Annotated in this window: 22 protein-coding genes; 10 read left to right on the plus strand and 12 right to left on the minus strand. The window is 67.9% G+C overall.

Going from position 1 to position 20,370, the window contains the following annotated elements:
- Position 1: 1 nt before the first annotated feature.
- Together leuD and AC1Q6V_RS19950 are read left to right on the plus strand one after the other, a co-directional pair.
- The gene (gene leuD / locus AC1Q6V_RS19945; protein ID WP_010810022.1) at positions 2–628 is read left to right on the plus strand and encodes a 3-isopropylmalate dehydratase small subunit; all 627 of its coding nucleotides are present in this window, start codon (positions 2–4) and stop codon (positions 626–628) included.
- A gap of 318 nt (positions 629–946) precedes the next feature.
- Positions 947–2,119 (plus strand): porin, encoded by a 1,173-nt coding sequence (locus tag AC1Q6V_RS19950; protein WP_454750095.1) that lies wholly within the window; start codon positions 947–949, stop codon positions 2,117–2,119.
- A 41-nt stretch (positions 2,120–2,160) separates the two neighbouring features.
- On the opposite strand, the gene AC1Q6V_RS19955 is transcribed toward AC1Q6V_RS19950, so the two are convergent.
- Both AC1Q6V_RS19955 and gbd read right to left on the minus strand, forming a co-directional pair.
- Positions 2,161–2,682, minus strand: a complete 522-nt coding sequence (locus AC1Q6V_RS19955; protein ID WP_010810020.1) for an O-acetyl-ADP-ribose deacetylase — start codon at positions 2,680–2,682, stop codon at positions 2,161–2,163.
- A 76-nt stretch (positions 2,683–2,758) separates the two neighbouring features.
- Positions 2,759–3,907 (minus strand): 4-hydroxybutyrate dehydrogenase, encoded by a 1,149-nt coding sequence (gbd, locus tag AC1Q6V_RS19960; protein WP_454750096.1) that lies wholly within the window; start codon positions 3,905–3,907, stop codon positions 2,759–2,761.
- A 335-nt stretch (positions 3,908–4,242) separates the two neighbouring features.
- On the opposite strand from gbd, the gene AC1Q6V_RS19965 reads away from it, so the two are divergent.
- The 3 genes from AC1Q6V_RS19965 (at position 4,243) to AC1Q6V_RS19975 (ending at position 6,884) form a co-directional block, all read left to right on the plus strand.
- Entirely contained in the window at positions 4,243–5,265 is a 1,023-nt protein-coding gene (locus AC1Q6V_RS19965; RefSeq protein ID WP_011615148.1) for an alpha/beta hydrolase, read from the plus strand.
- Between the two features lie 81 nt (positions 5,266–5,346).
- Entirely contained in the window at positions 5,347–6,330 is a 984-nt protein-coding gene (locus AC1Q6V_RS19970) for a tripartite tricarboxylate transporter substrate binding protein (RefSeq protein ID WP_454750097.1), read from the plus strand.
- Positions 6,331–6,446: 116 nt separating this feature from the next.
- Complete coding sequence (locus AC1Q6V_RS19975; protein ID WP_010810016.1) at positions 6,447–6,884, plus strand: YbgC/FadM family acyl-CoA thioesterase; 438 nt, start codon at positions 6,447–6,449, stop codon at positions 6,882–6,884.
- Between the two features lie 121 nt (positions 6,885–7,005).
- Here AC1Q6V_RS19975 and denD read toward each other — a convergent pair whose 3' ends face one another.
- The 7 genes from denD to AC1Q6V_RS20010 form a co-directional block, all read right to left on the minus strand.
- A complete protein-coding gene (gene denD / locus AC1Q6V_RS19980) occupies positions 7,006–7,980 on the minus strand; it encodes a D-erythronate dehydrogenase (RefSeq protein WP_011615150.1) in 975 nt (324 codons plus the stop codon).
- A gap of 38 nt (positions 7,981–8,018) precedes the next feature.
- A complete protein-coding gene (gene otnI / locus AC1Q6V_RS19985; RefSeq protein WP_010810014.1) occupies positions 8,019–8,801 on the minus strand; it encodes a 2-oxo-tetronate isomerase in 783 nt (260 codons plus the stop codon).
- 68 nt (positions 8,802–8,869) lie between these two features.
- On the minus strand, positions 8,870–10,243 hold the full coding sequence (locus AC1Q6V_RS19990; RefSeq protein ID WP_010810013.1) for an MFS transporter: 1,374 nt from the start codon (positions 10,241–10,243) through the stop codon (positions 8,870–8,872).
- A gap of 129 nt (positions 10,244–10,372) precedes the next feature.
- Complete coding sequence (gene otnC / locus AC1Q6V_RS19995) at positions 10,373–11,026, minus strand: 3-oxo-tetronate 4-phosphate decarboxylase (RefSeq protein WP_010810012.1); 654 nt, start codon at positions 11,024–11,026, stop codon at positions 10,373–10,375.
- Positions 11,026–12,324, minus strand: a complete 1,299-nt coding sequence (otnK, locus tag AC1Q6V_RS20000; protein ID WP_010810011.1) for a 3-oxo-tetronate kinase — start codon at positions 12,322–12,324, stop codon at positions 11,026–11,028. The genes otnC and otnK overlap by 1 nt, the downstream gene beginning before the upstream one ends.
- Positions 12,325–12,337: 13 nt before the next feature.
- Positions 12,338–13,231 carry an L-threonate dehydrogenase gene (gene ltnD, locus AC1Q6V_RS20005; RefSeq protein WP_011615152.1) on the minus strand — a complete coding sequence of 298 codons (894 nt, stop codon included), beginning with the start codon at positions 13,229–13,231 and terminating at the stop codon, positions 12,338–12,340.
- Between the two features lie 55 nt (positions 13,232–13,286).
- Positions 13,287–14,021 carry a FadR/GntR family transcriptional regulator gene (locus tag AC1Q6V_RS20010; protein ID WP_010810009.1) on the minus strand — a complete coding sequence of 245 codons (735 nt, stop codon included), beginning with the start codon at positions 14,019–14,021 and terminating at the stop codon, positions 13,287–13,289.
- A gap of 221 nt (positions 14,022–14,242) precedes the next feature.
- Here AC1Q6V_RS20010 and AC1Q6V_RS20015 point away from each other — a divergent pair, with 221 nt between their 5' ends.
- Entirely contained in the window at positions 14,243–14,671 is a 429-nt protein-coding gene (locus AC1Q6V_RS20015; protein WP_010810008.1) for a GNAT family N-acetyltransferase, read from the plus strand.
- A gap of 28 nt (positions 14,672–14,699) precedes the next feature.
- On the opposite strand, the gene AC1Q6V_RS20020 is transcribed toward AC1Q6V_RS20015, so the two are convergent.
- The 3 genes from AC1Q6V_RS20020 to ygfZ form a co-directional block, all read right to left on the minus strand.
- Entirely contained in the window at positions 14,700–15,527 is an 828-nt protein-coding gene (locus AC1Q6V_RS20020; protein WP_010810007.1) for an NRDE family protein, read from the minus strand.
- A 74-nt stretch (positions 15,528–15,601) separates the two neighbouring features.
- Positions 15,602–15,892: a DUF4936 family protein gene (locus AC1Q6V_RS20025; protein ID WP_010810006.1), complete on the minus strand. Its 291-nt coding sequence runs from the start codon at positions 15,890–15,892 to the stop codon at positions 15,602–15,604.
- 17 nt (positions 15,893–15,909) lie between these two features.
- Positions 15,910–16,926: a CAF17-like 4Fe-4S cluster assembly/insertion protein YgfZ gene (gene ygfZ, locus AC1Q6V_RS20030; RefSeq protein WP_081050197.1), complete on the minus strand. Its 1,017-nt coding sequence runs from the start codon at positions 16,924–16,926 to the stop codon at positions 15,910–15,912.
- Between the two features lie 224 nt (positions 16,927–17,150).
- Here ygfZ and mltG point away from each other — a divergent pair, with 224 nt between their 5' ends.
- The 4 genes from mltG to AC1Q6V_RS20050 all read left to right on the plus strand — a co-directional run bounded on the left by mltG (position 17,151) and on the right by AC1Q6V_RS20050 (position 20,344).
- Entirely contained in the window at positions 17,151–18,146 is a 996-nt protein-coding gene (mltG, locus tag AC1Q6V_RS20035) for an endolytic transglycosylase MltG (RefSeq protein ID WP_454750098.1), read from the plus strand.
- Between the two features lie 7 nt (positions 18,147–18,153).
- On the plus strand, positions 18,154–18,765 hold the full coding sequence (gene tmk, locus AC1Q6V_RS20040) for a dTMP kinase (RefSeq protein WP_010810003.1): 612 nt from the start codon (positions 18,154–18,156) through the stop codon (positions 18,763–18,765).
- A 117-nt stretch (positions 18,766–18,882) separates the two neighbouring features.
- Positions 18,883–19,890, plus strand: coding sequence for a DNA polymerase III subunit delta' (locus AC1Q6V_RS20045; RefSeq protein WP_454750099.1), 1,008 nt, complete (start codon positions 18,883–18,885; stop codon positions 19,888–19,890).
- 61 nt (positions 19,891–19,951) lie between these two features.
- The gene (locus AC1Q6V_RS20050) at positions 19,952–20,344 is read left to right on the plus strand and encodes a PilZ domain-containing protein (protein WP_010810001.1); all 393 of its coding nucleotides are present in this window, start codon (positions 19,952–19,954) and stop codon (positions 20,342–20,344) included.
- Positions 20,345–20,370: the final 26 nt, after the last annotated feature.

The raw sequence follows: 20,370 nt of genomic DNA on the forward strand, positions 1-20,370 counted from the left end.
GATGGAGCCATTTACCATGCATCGCGGCGTGGCCGCGCCGCTGCTGCGCATCAACATCGACACCGACGCCATCATCCCGTCGCGGGAAATGAAGCGCGTCTCCAGGCACGGGCTGGCCGAGGGCCTGTTCGCCGGCTGGCGCTACCTGGCGGGGACGGACCGCAGCCCCGATCCCTTGTTCGTGCTGAACCAGCCGGAGTACACCGGGGCGTCGATCCTGCTGGCCGGAAGCAATTTTGGCTGCGGCTCCTCGCGCGAGCATGCGGTGTGGGCGCTGAAGGAGTTCGGCATCCGCGCCATCGTTGCGCCCGGCTTCGGTGCCATCTTCCACAACAACTGCGTGCGCAACGGCCTGCTTCCGGTGGTGCTGCCGATGGCAACGGTGCAGGCACTCGCCGACGACTGCGCCGCAGCGCCGGCCACGCGGCAGGTGACGGTCGACCTCCGGCAGCTGGAAGTGGTGTCGCCGGCGGGCGCGCGGTACGGCTTCACGCTGGGCAGCGAGCAGCGGCAGATGCTGCTTGAAGGGCTGGACCCGATCGCGCTGACGCTGAAGCTGGCGTCAAGCATCGACGCGTTCCAGGGCGCGGACCGGTTGCGCCGGCCCTGGATCCATTTCGATGGCTAAGGCGCGGCGGCTGCCGGGCGGGACGGCCTGACGCGCATTCCTGCCTGCGTCTCGTCGTTTTCAAAACGCGCGGCGGTTCTTGGTTCTGATTTTTCCAGGGGTGGATGTTCGGCTTTGCGCCAGCGGCGCAAAGCCGTGCTCACGGCGTGAGCGGCTTTGTCACGCCCATCGCCAGCGAAACGCGGGCGGAATCCCTCAGCAGGTGTCGTTGCAGTGGTTTTCGAAGGCAGTTCCGGGAGGGCCCGCACCCAGTCGGCGCATATGCGAGGGACGCGAATCAACAGGTGCGGCAACAAATTCATAGACGGAGGAAACAGAATGAAAAAGCAGCTTGCAGGTTTTGCATTGATCGGCGGATTCGCGCAGATGGCTTGCGCACAGGGCAGCGTGACCCTCTATGGCGTCGTCGATGAAGGCCTGACCTACAACAACAACGCCGGTGGCCATCACCAGTTTAGCCTGGTCAGCGGCGTGATCCAGGCCAGCCGCTTCGGCCTGCGCGGCAGTGAGGACCTGGGCGGTGGCATGAAGGCGCTGTTCGTGCTGGAAAACGGCTTCGACGCCAGCAGCGGCAAGCTGGGGCAGGGCGGCCTGATATTCGGGCGCCAGGCGTACGTCGGCCTGTCCGGCAACTACGGCACGGTGACCATGGGCCGCCAGTACGACTCGGTGGTGGATTTTGTCGGTCCGCTCAACATCGGCGCGCAATGGGGCGGCTTCTACAACGCCCACCCCGGCGATATCGACAACCTGAACAACTCCGCCCGGGTCAACAACGCCATCAAGTTCCGCAGCCAGAACTACGGCGGCCTGAGTTTTGGCGGGGTCTACAGCCTGGGCGGCGTGGCGGGCAGCCCGGCGCGCAACCAGATCTGGTCGCTGGGCGCGGGCTATGGCAGCGGGCCGTTGCTGCTCGGCATCGGCTACCTGAACGTCAGGAACCCCAATACCTCGTTCTACGGCACCGGTGTCACGGCCAACACCACCGGCTCGGCACCGTTGAACACGCTGACCAATATCGGCTCGCCGGTGCAGTCGGGCTACGCGTCGGCGCGCTCGCAGGAAGTCTTTGCCGCGGGCGCAGCGTACAGCTTCGGCGCGGCCACGGTCGGGACCACGTACTCCAACACGCGCTTCAAGGACCTGGGAGACCTGTCGTCCGGCCCGAATCCGTTCGGCTATCGCGGCACCGCGACCTTCAACAATGTGGAAGTCAGCTTCAAGTACCAGGTGACGCCGGCATTGCTGATGGGCGTGGCCGCGGACTATGCCAGGGGCAGCGGCATCAATGACGCCAGCTACCGGCAGTTCGTGCTGGGGGCGGACTACAGCCTGTCCAGGCGCACCGATGTCTACGCGATGGCGATCTACCAGAAGGCCTCGGGGATCGATTCCACCGGCAAGCGCGCGGTGGCCGCGATCAACGGCGTGCGTCCGTCGGCCGATGACAGCCAGGCGGTGTTGCGCGTGGGCCTGCGCCACAAGTTCTGACGCAGGCGGTGGAGATCGCGGGGCATGCCCCGCGATCCGTCTCAGGACAAGCGCTCGCGGTACAGGCGGTAGTTCTCGTCGTCGAAGCAGACGAAGGTGACCTGCTCGATCTCCGGCGCCGCGGCCAGCGCCTCGCGCACCGCGGCGATGGCGATATCCGCCGCGCGCTCGCGCGGGAAGGCGTAGATGCCGGTGCTGATATTGGGAAAGGCCAGCCTGCGCAGGTGGTGCTGCGCCGCCAGCCGGATGCTGTTGCGGTAGGCGTTGGCGAGCAGTTCGTCCTCGCCCTGGTCGCCGCCTTGCCAGACCGGCCCGACCGCGTGGATCACGTATGGCGCCGGCAGGTGGCCGCCGGTAGTGATCACCGCCTCGCCGGTGGGGCAGCCGCCCTGCGTGTCGCGGATCGCGCGGCAGGCCTCCTTGATCGCGGAGCCGCCTGCCCCGTGGATGGCCCCGTCGACGCCGCCGCCGCCCAACAGGCCGCTATTGGCCGCGTTGACGATGGCATCGACTTCCATCCGGGTGATATCGCCATGGACTACCTGCAAGTGCTCGCCGCTCATGTTGTCTCCTGCGCTGTGGAGGGAGGGCCGCCGGACAGCCGCTTGGTCGGTCTGACCGGCGGGAAGCCGCTGTGTGCTACATGGACTGCTCAAGCATACGCCGATAATCCGCGGCGCTGGCTTCTTTCGGGTTGGTCTTGTGGCAATGGTCGACCAGCGCACCGGCAATCACCTTGTCGAACATGTCCTCGGTGACACCCATCTGACGCAGCCCGGTGGGCAGGCCCAGGCGCACGGTCATGTCGTGCACGGCCTGCGCGATATCGGCGCCGTCGGGCAGGTGCATGGCGCGGCGCAGGCGTGCGTAGCGGTCGTCGCGCACCACCGTGGGCGCATCGGCGTTGAAGCGCAGCACCGCCGGCATCACCACCGCGTTGAGCGTGCCGTGGTGCAGGCCGGTGCGGCCGTCGATCTTCAGCCCGCCCAGCGGGTGCGACAGCGAATGCACGCAGCCCAGCCCCTTCTGGAACGCCATTGCGCCCTGCATCGACGCGCTCATCATGTTCAGGCGTGCGTCGCGGTCCTGGCCGTCGCGGGTGGCGCGTTCGATATGGCCCCAGCCGCGCTCCAGCCCGTCCAGCGCAATGCCGTCCGCGGGCGGGTTGAAGGCGGGGGCCAGGAAGGTCTCGATGCAGTGCGCGATCGCATCCATGCCGGTGGCCGCGGTCAGCCCGGCCGGCAGCCCCAGCGTCAGTTCCGGGTCGCAGACGGCGGACTTGGGCAGCAAATGCCAGGAATGGAAGCCCAGCTTGCGGCCGTCGTCCAGGATGATGATGGCGCCGCGCGCCACCTCGCTGCCGGTGCCCGAGGTGGTGGGCACCGCGATCAGCGGCGCCGCGTTGTCGGTGATCCTGGCGCTGCCGCCTTCGATGGTGGCATAAGTGGTCAGCTCGCCCTCATGCGTGGCCAGGATGGCGATGCCCTTGGCGAGGTCGATCGACGAGCCGCCGCCCACTGCCACCAGCCCGTCGCAGCCGGCTTCGCGGTATTGTGCGGCGGCCTTGTGCACCATGGCCTCGGTCGGGTTCGACGGGGTTTCATCGAATACCGCAACCTGCAGGCCCTGCATCGCATCGATGGCACGCTGCGCCACTCCCGCGGCGACCACGCCCTTGTCGGTCACCAGCAACGGGCGGCGGATGCCGATGCGCTCGCATTCGGACTTGAGCAGGCTTACCGCGCCGAAATCCAGGTGGATGTGGGTCAGATAGTAGATAAACGCCATGTTTGCTTGTCTCCTGCCGGGATCTGCCGCCAAATTGTCTTTTGCACGGGCCTGGAGCGGATGCTCGCCAGGCCCGCTGTCTTGGGTTTCAATGGACCTGCACTACTGCGTTTCCGGAGCCCTCGGGACCGCTTCAGCCGATCATCGCGCAAAAACTTGCCGCGTGGCAGGCTGACAGCGACTTTTCGGGGTTATCTCGTACTGCCGGGCACCTGGAACATCTGGCATCATACTAAAATCGAACGATCGTTCACAATTCGAACTTGTCCCGATGCGGGCGACGCGCAGAACTTCTGCACGCCGCTGGCACCGGCTCCGGATCCGCGTCATTCCCTATGTCCGCCGCACCGTCTTCCAGCCCTGATGCGCCCGCCACGCCCGGCCTGCCGTCCAGCCCGCTCGACCCGCAGGTGGCCGCGCTGCTGGAGCTGATCGCGCGCGCCAAGCGGCCGCCGATCCACGCGATGGAGCCCGAGGACGCCAAGATCGCCTACGAGAAAAGCGCGCCGATCCTCGATATCAACCCGCCGCCCGTGTATATGGCGGAAGACCTGCTGGCGCCGGCGCGCGACGGCCACGCCATCCCGCTCAGGCTGTACACCCCGCGCGAGGCCAGCTGGACCGAGCCGCTGCCCTTGCTGGTGTATTTCCATGGCGGCGGCTTCACGGTCGGCAGCGTCGATTCGCACGATCCGCTGTGCCGGCTGCTGTGTGGCCAGGCGGACTGCATGGTGCTGTCGGTGGACTACCGGCTCGGGCCGCAATGGCGTTTCCCGACGGCGGCCAACGACGCCTTCGATGTGCTGCACTGGGTCTTCGCCGAAGCCGGCCGGCTGGGTGCCGACCCGGCGCGCATCGCCGTGGGTGGCGACAGCGCCGGCGGCACGCTGGCCGCGGCGTGTGCCGTGGAGGCCCGCAATGCGGGCCTGGCGCCCGTGCTGCAGTTGCTGATCTATCCCGGCACCTGTGCACGCCAGGACACGCCGTCGCACCGCGCGCTGGCCGATGGCTACCTGCTGACGGCGGACATGATCCGCTGGTTCTTTGCCCAGTACCTGGACCAGGAAGCCAGCCGCGACGACTGGCGTTTCGCCCCGCTGGATGGCGGCGGCGCCGGCGCCGAGGTGCGCGGCACATGCCCGGCCTGGATCGCCGTGGCCGGCTACGATCCGCTGCATGACGAGGGTGTGGCCTACGCGGAGAAGCTGCGCGCCGCCGGCGTGGCCGCCACGCTGGCGGACTACCCCGGCATGATCCATGATTTCTTCAAGCTGGGCCGGTTCGTGCCGGCGGTGGCGCAGGCACATGCCGAGGCCGTTGCCGCGCTGCGCGCCGCGTTCGGCACACCGCACAACTAGACCAGCAGCCACGGTCAGGGCCGCACCGGCCCTGGCCTTCCATTTTCAGCAGTGACTTGCAGCACAAGGAGACATAGTCAAATGCAACGCCGCCACTTCATCGCCCGCGCGGGCATCGCCGCCGCCACCGCGGCACTGGGCCTTGCCGCCATGCCCGCCCAGGCACAGGCCGACAAGTTCCCGCAGCGCCCGATCCGCCTGGTGATCGGCTACACCGCCGGCGGCTCCACGGATATCCCGTTCCGCGTGCTCGCCGACAACGCCTCCAAGATCCTGGGCCAGCCCGTGATCGTCGAGAACAAGCCCGGCGCGGGTGGCGTGCTGCCCGCGCAGATGATGCAGTCCACCGCGCCGGACGGCTACACGCTGGCCCAGGTCGCCATGCCGGTCTACCGCCTGCCGTACACCACCAAGATCAACTGGGACCCGGTCAAGGACCTGAACTACATCATCAACCTCGCCGGCTATTCGTTCGGCCTGGTGGTGCCGGCCGATTCGCCGATCAAGACGATGCAGGAGTACATTGCCTACGCCAAGGCCAATCCGGGCAAGCTGACCTACGGTTCGCCGGGCTCGATGACCACGCTGCACCTGACCATGGAAGAGCTGGCGATGAAGCAGGGCGTGCAGTTCTCGCACATCCCCTACAAGGGCAATTCCGAGTCGATGCAGGCGCTGCTGGGCGGCCACGTGATGTCGGTGGCCGACACGCCGGCATGGGCACCGTACGTTGAGCAGGGCAAGCTGCGCCTGCTGTCGACCTGGGGCGAGAAGCGCTCGGCGCGCTTCCCCAACGTGCCGACGCTGAAGGAACTGGGCATCGGCATCGTGCAGACCTCGCCGTTCGGCCTGGTCGCGCCCAAGGGCACCGATCCGAAGATCGTGCAGAAGCTGCATGACGCCTTCAAGAAGGCCATGGACATGCCCAACTACCGCGAATCGCTGGCCAAGTTCGACATGGAGCCGTACTACATGAACAGCCAGCAATACGCGCAGTTTGCGGCCGAGACCGTCAAGAAGGAAAAGGCGATCATCGAGAAGCTGGGGCTGGCCAAGGCACAGTAAGCGCAATCAGCCTGCCGCCGCCATCATCGATCCAGGCCGCCGCGCCTGCCGGTCCTGTCCGGCGGGCCGGCGGCCTGGTGCTTTGACAAGCCACGACAAACAAGGAGACCAGGCCGATGGCCAAAGAGGATTTTCGCCACAGCATCCCGCTGCGCGTGCGCTGGGCCGAAGTCGATCCGCAGTCGATCGTCTTCAACGCGCACTACCTGACGTACTGCGATATCTGCGTGACCGAGTACTGGCGTGCGCTGGGCATCCGCTATCCGGAAGATGTGCTGCACGCGCATGGCGTGGACATCTTCGTGGTCAAGTCCACGCTGGAATACCACGCCTCGGCGCGCTTTGACGACGAGCTGGAAATCCGCGGCCGCATGTCGCGCCTGGGGCGCTCGAGCATGCTGTTCCGGGTGGAGATGTTCCGCGGCGACGAACACCTGATTACCGGTGAGATCGTCTATGTGTGCGCGGACCCGGCCACGCAGAAATCGGCGGCGATTCCGGGGCCGGTGCGGGAGATTATCGAGGGGTATGAGGTGGTGAAGCCGGCGGGGTGATTCCGTGCCGACGAGTCTTCAAATCCCGCTTGTTTGCTCCCCTCTCCCGCAAGCGGGAGAGGGGAGCGGGAGCGGCTCTCAGCAAATATTAGGGCCGTCGCAGCAGGGAGGCGAGATTCGCTTACTTGGCCAGCCCCGCATCTTCCATATAGGCGCGAATCACCTCATCAAAGCTCGCGTCGCTCTGGAACCCCAGCGCCAGCGCACGCTCCGCGTTCCACGCCGCCGGCCAGGTGCCGACGATGTTCTCCACGCGCGCTTCGCGCTCCCACGTCACGCGGTCCGCCACGGCATTGCCCGCCACGCGGCGCAGGGCTTCGATCATGCCGGCAGCCGTGACCGACAACCCCGGCAAGTTCACCACGCGGCGGTTGCCCAGCCGTTCGCCGGCCAGTTCGATGCCATTGACCAGTGCCGCGACGGCCGCTCGCGGCGACAGCAGCCACAGCGGCGTTTCCGGTGCCACCGGGCAGTTGGCAGCAACACCAGACAGCGGCTCACGGATGATGCCGCTGGCGAACGACGAGGCCGCCGCATTGGGTTTGCCGGGGCGCACGCTGATGGTCGGCAGGCGCAGCACGCGGCCGTCGACAAAGCCGCGGCGGCTGTAGTCCGACAGCAGCAGCTCGCCGATGGCCTTCTGCACGCCGTATGACGATTGCGGGTTCAGCGCGGTATCGTCCTGCACCACCGGCGGCAACTGGCCCCCGTAGACCGCGACCGAGCTGGTGAACAGCACGCGCGGCTGGTGGCCCAGCTCGCGGCAGGTTTCCAGCAGCGCGCGCGAGGCGTCCAGGTTGACGCGCATGCCCAGGTCGAAGTCGGCCTCGGCCTGGCCGCTGACCACGGCCGCCAGGTGGAACACGGCGCCAGTGTCGGTGTCGATGGCCTGGCGCAGCACGGCCGGGTCGGACAGGTCGCCGGTGACCACGCGCACGCGCGCATCGTCCAGGCCTTGCGGCGCTACCACGTCCAGCAGCGTCAGGCGCTTGATGGCCACGGGCTGGCCGTCCAGGTTCAGGGTGCCGCGTTGCAGCAGCAGGCGGGCGAGTTGCAGGCCGAGGAAGCCGGCGCCGCCGGTAATCAGTACGTTCATGGCAGGATGGGAGCGGTTGTTCTTGGGGTTGGTCGCGATCAGCGGCCCAGGTAGGGCTTGAGCCAGCCCAGGCCGGCCGAGGTGCCGGCGCGCGGGCGGTATTCGCAGCCGATCCAGCCGTCGTAGCCGAGCGTGTCCATGACCTCGAACAGGTAGGGATAGTTCAGCTCGCCCACGTCCGGCTCATGGCGCTCGGGCACGCCGGCGATCTGGATATGGCCGATGCCCGCGATGTCGCGCTTGAGCTTCATCGCGACATCGCCTTCGACGATCTGGCAGTGGTAGCAGTCGAACTGCACCTTCAGGTTGGCCGCGCCGACTTCCTTGCAGATAGCCTGGCCGTCGTCCTGGCGGTTCAGGAAATAGCCCGGCATGTCGCGCGTGTTGATCGGCTCGATCAGCACGGTCACGCCCTGGGCGGCGGCAGCGTTGGCAGCAAAGGCGAGGTTCTCGAGGTATGTGGCGCGGCAGCGCGCGCGGTCGGCATCGGCAGGGATCAGGCCCGCCATCACGTGGATGCGGTCATTGCCGATCACGCCGGCGTATTCCAGCGCGCGGCCGATGGTGCCGCGGAAATCCGCCTCGCGCCCGGGCAGGGCGGCCAGGCCGCGTTCGCCTGCTGCCCAGTCGCCCGGCGCCGCGTTGAACAGTGCCTGTGTGAGGCCGTTCGCGTCCAGGCGCGCGCGCAGCTCGGCGGCGGCGTGCTCGTACGGGAACAGGAACTCCACCGCCCGGAAGCCGTCGGCCGCGGCTGCGGCAAAGCGGTCCAGGAAGGCGTGCTCGTTGTACATCATCGAGAGGTTTGCGGCGAAGCGCGGCATTCGGAACTCCAAAGCGGTGGTACGGATCCGGCCCGATCGAGACTACGTCGAAAGCGGGCCGGCCAGGATCAGCGGTTGACCAGTTTAGCGGGCGTCAGCCACACCAGCACGGCGCCGACGACCAGGATCGCGGACAGCACGTACATGGGCAGCTGCGTACTTTGCGTCATGTCCTTCAGCGCGCCGACCATGTACGGCGACACGAAACCGGCCAGGTTGCCGACGGAATTCACCACGGCAATACCGGAAGCGGCGGCAATGCCCGACAGGAACGAGGTCGGCAGCGACCAGAACAGCGGCGCGCAGGTCAGCACCCCGGCGGCGGCCAGCGACAGCGCGGCGATGGCCACCGTTGTATTGTTGGTGAACGAGGCCGCAATGGCAAAGCCCGTGGCACCCATCAGCGCCGGCACGATCAGGTGCCAGCGGCGCTCGCGGCGTGCGTCGGCGCTGTGGCCCAGGATGTTCATGACGATCACGGCGCAGATGAACGGGATCGCCGACAGCAGGCCGATGTTCAGGTTGCCGGTCACGCCGCTGGCCTTCACCAGCGTCGGCATCCAGAAGGTCAGCGCGTACTGGCCGGTGACGAAGCAGAAGTAGATCAGGCACATCCACCACACGCGGCGGTCGGAGAACACCGCGCCCAGCGAGTGGCCGTGGGCCTTGCCGGCGGCGCTGGCGGCGTTATGGGCGCCGCGCTGGTCTTCCTCGATATTGCGCTTGAGCACGCGCTTTTCATCGGCGTCGAGCCACGGCGCCTTGTCGATGCCGTCGCGCAGCACGAACACCGTCACCACGCCGATCACAAGCGCGGGCAGGGCCTCGAGCAGGAACATCCATTGCCAGCCGCGCATGCCGTGCGTGCCATTGAACGCGTCCATGATCCAGCCCGACAGCGGATTGCCGAACATGCCCGCGATGGGGATGCCCGACATGAACAGCGCGATCATCTTGCCGCGGCGGTTGGCCGGGAACCAGTAGGTCAGGTACAGGATCACGCCGGGATAGAAACCCGCTTCGGCGAGGCCGAGCAGGAAGCGCATCACGTAGAACTGGGTCGGCGTCTTCACGAACAGGAACAGCGCCGAGATGATGCCCCACGTGATCATGATGCGCGCGATCCAGATGCGCGCGCCGATACGATGCATCAGCAGGTTGCTGGGCACCTCGAACAGGAAGTAGCCGATAAAGAACAGGCCGGCGCCGAGGCCGAACACGGTTTCGGAGAAGGCCAGGTCCTGGCCCATCTGCAGCTTGGCGAAGCCGACATTGACGCGGTCCAGGTAGGCGACCACGTAGCACAGCATCAGGAACGGCATGACGCGCCAGAACACCTTGCTGTAGGCGCGTTTTTCGATCTGGGCTTCGGTGTCCAGCCGGGCGTTGCCGCCCAGGCTGTCAAGGGCGGGCACGCTTGCCGCCGGTTGGTTTGGATTCACGGTGGTCTCCGGGTATGGTGGTGGGTCTAATGCGGCGGCGCGCGGACTGCAGGCATGCGCGTCCCCCGCACGGTGGCCGCAAGGCAACCGCGCCGGGTGAAGCCGTCGTTTATCGGGGAAAAGCGGTTGTTACCAGCGCGCCTGGAAGGCGTCGCGCAGCTCAGTCAGTGCGCCGTCGGGCAGCGCAGCGCGGGCGGCGAAGCCCGGCGTGTCTTTCATCGTCATCCATAGCTTGGCGGTTTCCTCCAGTTCTTCCAGCGCGAACGCGGCGCGCGAGACGCTGGATTCCCACACTACCGGACCAAGGCGCTCCAGCAGCACGCCACGCACCTGCGCGGCCAGCGTGGCCACGCGCGCGGCCACGGCCGGATCGCCGGGGCGATGGTAGGGAATCAGCGGGATATGGCCGACCTTCATCACGTAGTAGGGCGTGAGCGGCGGCAGTACGTCGTCCGGTTGCCAGACACCGGCCAGCGTCAGGGCCACGAGGTGCGTCGAGTGCGTATGCACCACGGCGTGCGCCTCGCGGTTGTTGTCGTAGATCGCGCGATGCAGCATCAGCGTCTTGGACGGCTTGTCGCCGGAGACCCAGCTGCCATCGGTGGCCACCTTGGCGACCGCGGCCGGGTCCATCATCCCCAGGCAGGCATCGGTCGGCGTGATCAGCCAGCCGTCGTCCAGCCGCGCGCTGATATTGCCGGCCGAGCCCACGGTATAGCCGCGCTGGTACAGGCTGGCGCCGATGCGGCAGATCTCTTCGCGCAGCTTGCTTTCGGTGCTCATCAGTGACCTCCAAGCTGGCGCAGCGCTTCGTCAAAGAAATCCGGGCCGCCGAAGTTGCCCGACTTGAGCGCCAGTGCCAGCGGCTTGGCATCCAGCGTGACGGTGGCCGGCACGCCCGGTGCAATCTGCGCGCCGATACGCAAGGCGCGCACGCCCAGCGCCTGCACCACCGCGCCGGAGGTTTCGCCGCCGGCCACGACGAAGCGGCGCGTGCCGCGTGCCAGCAGCCCGGCGGCAACCGTGGCCAGGCACTGTTCGACCAGGTGTCCGGCGCGCTCGACGCCCAGTTCGGCCTGCACGGCCTTGACTTCGTCGGGGCTGGAGGTGGCGTAGATCAGCACCGGTTCGCCATGACCGTCGGCAAAGGCCAGCGCCGCGTCGGCAACGGCTTCGCCGCGTGCCAGCGCGAGCGGGTCGATGCGCAGCGCCGGGCGGCCTTGCTCCAGCCAGCGTGCTACCTGGCCATTGGTCGCGCGCGAGGCGCTGCCGGCCAGCACCACGCCCGGGCCGTCGATGGCCGGCACCGAGGCCGCGTCACCGCGCTGCGGTAGCAGGCCGGCGCGGCGGAAATTCTCGGGCAGTCCCAGCGCGATGCCGGAGCCGCCGGTGATCAGCGGCAGGTTGGCGCAGGCCTCGCCCAGCGTGAACAGGTCCGCGTCGGACACCGCATCGGCAATCGCCATGCGCACGCCGTCGCTGCGCAGCGCAGCGATGCGCTCGGCGGTGGCATGCGCGCCGCGCGCAACCGCGTCGTAGCGCAGCAGCCCGACCTTGTTCTTGCTCTGGCGCTGCAGTACGCGCACCAGGCTGGCATCGGTCATCGGCGTCAGCGGATGGTGCTCCATGCCCGATTCATTGAGCAGCGCATCGCCCACGAACAGGTGGCCGCGAAAGATGGTGCGGCCGTTTTCGGGGAAGGCCGGGCAGGCGATGGTGAAGTCGCTGTCCAGTGCCGCCAGCAGCGCCTCGGCCACCGGGCCGATATTGCCGGCATCGGTCGAGTCGAAGGTGGAGCAGTACTTGAATACGAACTGGCGGCAGCCCTGCGCGCGCAGCCATTGCAGCGCGGCCAGCGACTGGGCCACGGCCTCGACGGCCGGGATGGTGCGGGACTTGAGCGCCACCACCAGCGCATCGGCTTCGCCAATGTCCTGCACGGCGCCCACGTCGGGCAGGCCGATGGTCTGCACGGTGCGCATGCCATTGCGCACCAGCGTGTTGGCGAGGTCGGTGGCGCCGGTGAAATCGTCGGCGATGCAGCCCAACAGCGGGCGATGGGCGAGGGTGCCTGCGGTCATCTTCGCTTCTCCCTTATTCAGCCTTGCCCGGCAGTTCGATGCCCGGGAAGATCTTGATCACGGCCGAGTCGTCCTCGCCGCCATGGCCGGCGGTCGACGCCATCATGAACATCTGGTGCGCGGCGGCCGACAGCGGCAGCGGGAATTTGCTGTGGCGCGCGGTGTCGAGCACCATGCCCAGGTCCTTGACGAAGATGTCGACCGCCGACAGCGGCGTGTAGTCGCCCTTCAGGATATGGGGCACGCGGTTCTCGAACATCCACGAGTTGCCCGCGCTGTGCGTGATCACGTCATAGAGCGCATCGGGGTCCACGCCTTCGCGCAGGCCCAGCGCCATCGCTTCGGCGGCCGCGGCGATATGCACGCCGGCCAGCAGCTGGTTGATGATCTTGACCTTGGAGCCCGCGCCATGCGCGGCACCCAGGCGATACACCTTGCCGGCGATGGCGGCCAGCACGTCCTCGGCCAGCGAGTAGGCTTCGGCCGGGCCGGAAGTCATCATGGTCATTTCGCCGCTGGCGGCGCGCGCGGCGCCGCCGGAGACCGGTGCGTCCAGCATCAGCAGGCCCTGTTCCGCCAGCCGGCGGCCTAGCGCCTCGGCAAAGCCCGGCGGCACGGTGGCGCTGGCGATCACCAGCTTGCCCGGCTGCATCGCGGCCGCGGCACCGTTGGCGCCGAACAGCACGGCCTCGGTCTGCTGCGCGTTGACCACCAGCGTCAGCACCACGTCGCAACGGCTGCCCAGCTCGGCGGGCGAGGCGCACGGCACGCCGCCGGCATCGGCAAAGCGCTGCAGCACTTCGGGGCGCAGGTCGCACGCGTGCACGTTGAAGCCGGCACGCAGCAGCGACTGCGCGACACCAAAGCCCATGGCACCAAGGCCGATGACGCCGATATTCCTGGACATGAAGGGACTCCTGAAACAGATACGGATAATTCGATGGTTCGGGCTTGCGCGCGCGTCAGTTGGCGGCGCCGTGCGCTTCGCCGCTCTCGTCCGCACCCAGCTGGGCGAGACGGTGCGCGGCGTTGTACATATGGTTCTGCGCGGCATTGCGCGCGGCCAACGGGTCGCCGGCGCGGATGGCGGCGACGATGGCCTGGTGTTCTTCACGCACCTGGCGCGAAAAGTCCGCGCGGCGCGCCTCGTTGGTGCGGGTCACGCGCGTGGCCGCTTCCAGGTACTGGCTGAGGAAGGCCAGCGTCTTCAGGAAATACGGGTTGCCGGTGGCCTCGGCGATGGCGCGGTGGAAGGCCACGTCTTCGGCCACGCCGTCGCCGCCTTGCGCAACCTCTTCGTCGAGCCGGGCCAGTGCGGCGTCGATGGCCGCCATCGACGCATCGGTGCGGCGGCGGGCGGCCTGCGCGGCCACCTCGGCCTCGATCGCGCGGCGCAGTTCGACGATCTGCAGCACCGATTCCAGCGTGCCGGTTTCGGTGTAGTCGATGCGCAGCGGCCGGATGCCGGCCTGTAGCGTCACGAACACGCCGCTGCCCTGGCGCGACTCCACCACGCCTTCGTACTTGAGCCGGGAGATGGCTTCGCGCACCACGGTGCGGCTGACGCCGAATTCCCCGGACAGCACCGCCTCGGTCGGCAGCTTGTCGCCGCGGGCAAAGGCGCCGCTCTGGATCTTGTCCAGCAGTTGTTCGGCGACATTGTCGGTGAGGGCGCGGGCAGGGACTTTCTGGAACACGGCAGCTTCCCGGGTTATTCGGTAATCAGGTCATCATACAAATTTGCTAGGACGCTGCCGACCCCGGGCAAACCCTGATATGGTGCAACTTCAAGAGCGGAGATGCGGCGAGTGATCCGCTTTGGTGCATCGACGGTCACTGCGACACTGGCGTATCATGGGCGCCCGTCCGCATCCCCTGCCCGACGCAATCGTTCTCCAAGCGCCTGATTCCACACGCCATGTCCATCACTGTCCTGATCTGCCCCTGGTCCGAAGCGCGCGAACGCGCGCGCGCCATCCGTTACACCGTCTTCGTCGAAGAGCAATGCGTGCCGGTGGAACTGGAATGGGATGAGTGGGACGAGCCGAGCTGGCACGCGCTGGCGCTGGCCGAGGATGGCACGCCGGTGGCCACCGGACGGCTGCTGCCGGATGGCCATATCGGGCGCATGGCGGTGCTGCAGTCCGTGCGTGGCACCGGTGTCGGTGCAATGGTGCTGGACGCGCTGATGCGCAAGGCTGAAGCGCTTGGCTACCCGGAACTGGTGCTCAATGCGCAGACGCACGCGGCGCCATTCTATGCGCGCGTGGGCTTTGCGCAGGTGGGGCCGGAATTCGAAGAGGCGGGCATCCCGCACGTGGAGATGCGCAAGCGGCTGGCCGGCTGAGCGCCGGAATCCTCGGTTCCAGCGGGCCTCAGCGCGGCGCTGGCACGATGCCGGTGTCGCGTTGCAGGTTCAGCTTGCCGTGGAAGTTGACGTCGCCGATGCGGCCGTCGGCGTCGAAGCTGCGCTCGCTCAGGTCGAAACGGCCATCGTGGCGCACGCGCAGCACCGTGCTGGCGCGCGTGCCGTACAGCGGCGAGCGGATGAAGGCCGACGACAGCAGCTTTTCCCATTCCGGTGCCACGCCCGTGGCAGGCAGTTCGAAATCCGCCGCCTGGCGCTCGTCGGCGAGCATTTGCAGGTAGGGCTCGGCGCTGGCGTTGGCCTGGCCGCTGTCGGCGGCCAGCACTTCGGCCAGCGCGCCCACGCGGCTGCGCACCTTGGGCCAGGGCGTGTCGAGCAGGGCGTTGGACAGGCCGTACAGCCCCGGGCGCAGCCGTTGCGGCTGGCGCGAGGCGGCGCGGTTGCTGTACCACCAGAGTTCACGCAGGTCGCTCGCCAGCAGGTTGAAGCCGTTGTAGCGGCCGTCTTCGCCGGCGAGGCCGTCCAGGTAGTCGAACGGCGCCTCGCGTCCGCGCAGGAAACCGGCCACCAGCTCGCCGCGCGAGCGCGCGTCGGTGCGTTTTTCGGACGGGGCGCGGTAGTTGGTCAGTGCCGCGAAGCGGCCGTCGGCGTTGACGCCCATCCAGGTGCCGGGCTCGCCGATGACTTCCGCCAGGTCGCGCCCGGCCAGCACCTGCGGTGCATCCTGCCACCAGTGCGCGGCCGCCGCGGGGCGGACATAGAATTCATCGCGGTTGCCGGCGACGACCAGGGCATAGTCGGGGTGGGATTGCCAGGCAACCAGGATCAGACACATCGCTTTGCTTCCTTTGCCGCCGGGGTGGCTGCAGTGGCACCCGGCGTACTTCAGTCCAACGGCATCCTGGACGCCTACAGCACGTCCAGGTCGACAAAGTGCTCGGCCCGCCGCTCGCCATCGACCCATTGGTCCAGCCCGCTCTGCCGCCACAGGCCTTCCAGCGTGGCATCGAACGCGGGCGGCACGTCGGGATAGCACTCCATCCAGGTCTGCACGCCGGCGCGGGTTTCCGGCCTGCGCATCAGCGTACCACCAATTCCGGTTGCTTCGGCGACAGTCTCCATCCAGCGGTGCCAGTGCGGCAGCGCCTCGGCGGCAACGGCTTCCGGGACGCGGAAATAGACGTAGAGGTGATCGCTCATGGCAGGTCCTGTGGGTTTCAGCCAGCGGCCTGGGCGGCCTCGCCCAGCGGCACCTCGTAGGGCAGGGTGGCCGTAGCCACTGCCGCGCCCTCGGCGCTGCCCAGGCGCAGCGCACTGGCGGCGGCATCGATCTTCAGCTCGGCCAGCCCGGCCCAGCCGCCCTGGGGCGCCGGTGCGGCGTTGACGATCATGCCGCACGGCTGGCCCGGATCTTCCGGACGGTAGATTTCAGCCGCGGGCGCCGGCACTTCGCCTTCACCCTGCACCAGCCACATGCGGCGCTTGAGCGTGCCGCGGTACTGGCTGCGCGCCACGATTTCCTGGCCGGGATAGCAGCCCTTGCGGAAATTGACCCCGCCCACCAGTTCGAAATTGATCATCTGCGGCACGAACTGCTCCTGCGTGGCCGCGACGATGCGCGGCAGGCCCGACTGCACTTCCAGCCAGTCCCACAGCGCGGGCGTCGCATCCTGCAGCGAGGCGGCAAGTGCCGCGCGCACCGCCTCGGCGCGCTCGGCCGGCAGCACCAGCTGCCAGCGCGGCTGGCCGGCGCCATCCGGCAGGCGGATCACGGTGATGCCGTCGGCTTCGGCCACGGCAAAGGCGACCTCCGGCACGGGCAGGCCCGCAGCGGCCAGGGCCTTGGCAGCGCCGGCCCCGGCGAGGCCGAGGATCGCATGGGTGGGGGTGATGTCGGACAATTTGGCCTTGGCGCGCAGCACGAACATCGACAGGCGCTTCTGCACCGGGGCCTGGATGTCGGCCGACAGCTGCAGCACGATGCCTTCGACATCGCGCCACATCAGGAAGGTGGCGAGCAGGCGCCCCTTGGGTGAGCAATAGCCCGCCAGGCGGGCCGCGCCGGCCTTCAGGTCTTCGACCGCATTGGTCAGCTGGGTGTGCAGGAAGCTGCCGGCATCGTCGCCGGCCACACGGACCAGGCCAAGCCCGGGCGGGCTGCAGACGATGCCGCTGCCGCTCAAGGCTTCAAGGTTTGCGGCGAGTTCCTGGGCTTGGGCATTCATCACTGGCATTGCGTGGCAATCGTTGAGGCAATTCGGGAGAGGGAAGGTGCCGGTCGTGCGCCGTGCCGGGCGGGCCGTCAAGCGGCGCCGGCGCCGCGGCGCATGGTCGGTGCGAGGCTGCCGGTTATTATATGGGGCTATGAGATTTTCGGCCGGCGCCGGCAGCACGTGGCGGCAAGCGGTGGCGCGCAAGCCCTCCGACGGATCCGGTCAGCCGCCCCTATCCCTGATACATGAAACGATTTTTCCTTAGTCTTGGCCTGGCCATCCTGGTGTTCGCGCTGGCGGCCGCGGGCGCGTTCGCGTGGTGGGCCAATCAGCCGCTGCCCCTCAGCAAGTCACCCGTGGAAGTGGTGATCAAGCCCAATTCCGGCGTCGCCAGCGTCGGCCGCCAGATCCAGCGCGGCGGCGTCGGCATGGACCCGCGGCTGTTCATGCTGCTGGTGCGCCTGACCGGCCACGGGCCTGACCTGAAGGCCGGCGGCTATGAATTCGCGACCGGCGCCACGCCGCTGTCGATCATCGGCAAGCTGGCGCGCGGCGAGGTCACGCACTATGTGGTCACGGTGATCGAGGGCTGGGAATTCCGCAAGATGCGCGCCGCCGTGGACGCCAGCCCGGCGCTGCGGCACGACACCCGGGACATGTCCGATGCGGACCTGATGAAGGCAATCGGCGCGGCCGAGACCTCGCCCGAAGGCATGTTCTTCCCGGACACCTACCTGTTCGCGCGCGGCAGCAGCGATATCGACCTGTACAAGCACGCCTACCGTGCCATGCAGCGGCGCCTGAACGAGGCCTGGAACGCACGCTCGCCCGACCTGCCGTACAAGACCCCGTACGAGGCCCTGGTGATGGCATCGATCGTCGAGAAAGAAACCGGCCAGGCCGCCGAACGCCCGATGATCGCCGCCGTGTTCATCAACCGGCTGCGCAAGAACATGATGCTGCAGACCGACCCGACCGTGATCTACGGCCTGGGCGATGGCTTCGACGGCGACCTGCGCAAACGCGACCTGCAGGCCGACAACCCGTACAATACCTACACCCGTACCGGCCTGCCGCCCACGCCGATTGCGCTGCCGGGGCTGGCCTCGCTGGCGGCGGCCACCACGCCGGCGCCATCCGACGCACTGTACTTCGTCGCCCGCGGCGACGGCAGCAGCCATTTCTCCAACTCGCTTCCCGAACACAACCGCGCGGTCGACAAGTACCAGCGCGGCAAATAGGCATTCCATGCGCGGAAAATTCATCACGTTTGAAGGCATCGACGGCGCCGGCAAGAGCACCCATATCGACTGGGTCGCCGACCGCCTGCGCGCACGCAGCGACATTGCCGGCGTCGTCACCACCCGCGAGCCCGGCGGCACCTCGCTGGGCGAAGACCTGCGCCAGATCCTGCTGCATCGCAAGATGCACCTGGAAACCGAGGCGCTGCTGATGTTCGCGGCCCGGCGCGAACATATCGCCGAGGTCATCGCACCCGCGCTGGAGCGCGGCAAGTGGGTGATTTCCGACCGCTTCACCGACGCCACCTTCGCCTACCAGGGCGGGGGCAGGGGCCTGGCCACCGAGCGCCTGGAAGTGCTGGAAGACTGGGTGCAGGGCGGCCTGCAGCCGGATCTGACGCTGCTGTTCGACGTGCCGCTGGAAACCGCCAGCGAGCGCCTGGCCGGCGCACGCGCGCCTGACAGGTTCGAATCCGAATCGCGCGCGTTCTTCCAGCGCACCCGCGATGAATACCTGCGCCGCGCGGCCCAGTCGCCGCAGCGCTTCCGGGTGATCGACGCCACGCGCAGCATTGCCGACATTCGCGATGAACTTGAAAAAATCATCGCAACTATCTGATTTTTGGCCGATATATGGCTGACGTGATAGGTGTGAATGCCGCGCCATTGCGCAATTCGCAATCGCACGGCTATCACAGGTAAAACTTGAAGTTAGATCGCTAACCCACTGATTCACATGCTATATCCCTGGCAGAAGGAAGACTGGCAACGGCTTGGCGCGCTGCGTGAACGGCTGCCGCATGCCTTGCTGATCCATGGCCAGCAAGGCATCGGCAAGCGCGACCTGGCCCTGCATTTCGCGCAGGGGCTGTTGTGCGAGGCGCCGCTGCCGGACGGCCAGCCCTGCGGCCAGTGCGCCGCCTGCCACTGGTTCAGCCAGGGCAACCACCCGGACTTCACCGTGGTGCGGCCCGAGGCGCTGGACGCCGCGGCCGAGGCCGAGACCGACGAGGGCGGCAAGAAGAAGGCGCCCAGCAAGATCATCCGCATGGAGCAGGTGCGCGCGCTGATCGAGGCCGTGGGCGTGGGCACGCACCGGGCCGGGCTGCGCGTGGTGGTGGTCTATCCGCTCGATGCGCTGCAGACCGAGGGCGCCAACGCACTGCTGAAGACGCTGGAAGAGCCGCCGCCGTCCACCGTATTCCTGCTGGTGACCGACCGCCTCGACCGCATCCTGCCGACTATCCTGTCGCGCTGCCGCCAGTTCTCGGCCCAGCGCCCGACGCCGGAGGCCGCGCTGGCCTGGCTGCGCGGCCAGGGCGTGGCCGATGCCGAGGCCCAGCTGGCGCTGGCCGGCGGCTCGCCGCTGACCGCGCTGCATGCGGCCGAGGCCGAGGAGCAGCCGCTGCAGCGCTGGCTGGTCGGCCAGCTCGGCGCCGCCGCCGCCTTCGACGCTTCCGCGGCGGCCGAGCAACTGCAGAAGCTGCCGGTGCCTGCCGTGCTTGGCATCGTGCAGCGCTGGACGTACGATCTGCTGACGCTGCGCCTGGACGGCAGCGCCACGCCGCGGTACCTGCCCAAGGAACGGGCGGTGCTGGCGCGCTGCGCCGGGGCCACCGACGCGCACCGTCTGCAGGCCTTTGCCACCCGGTTGACCGCGCATCGCCGCAGCGAGAACCATCCGCTGGCGGCCCGGCTGGTGATGGAAGCGGTATTCCTGGAATACCGCCAGCTGTTCCGGTAGTACGCCTGGCAGTCAAAATAGGCCATAACAACAAGCAGCACCGTCATTCAGGGGGTCAACCATGAACACAGCAGTCGCCGGCGCACCGCCCGCTGCGCCAACCGGCAGCGGGGCGGCATCGCGCCCCAATGTGCTGTCCTTGTCGATCAAGGACCAGGCCGGGCTGTATGCGGCCTATATGCCGTTCCTGGCGCGCGGCGGCATCTTCGTGCCGTCGAACCGGCCGTTCCGACTGGGCGAGCAGGTGTTCCTGGTGCTGTCGCTGCTGGACCGGCCGCAGAAATACCAGATCGCGGGCCATGTGGCCTGGATCACCCCGGCGGGCACGCCGATGAAGACCCCCGGCGTCGGCGTGCATTTCCCCGACGACGACAACGGGCGCAACCTGCGCCGCGCGGTGGAGGAGATCCTGGGCAAGATGCTGGAGTCCGGGCGCCCCACGCAAACTTTATGAACGTTGTGAGGTTGTTCTCACAATAT

It is taken from the genome of Cupriavidus sp. GW823-FHT07B10 (genome assembly GCF_058794355.1).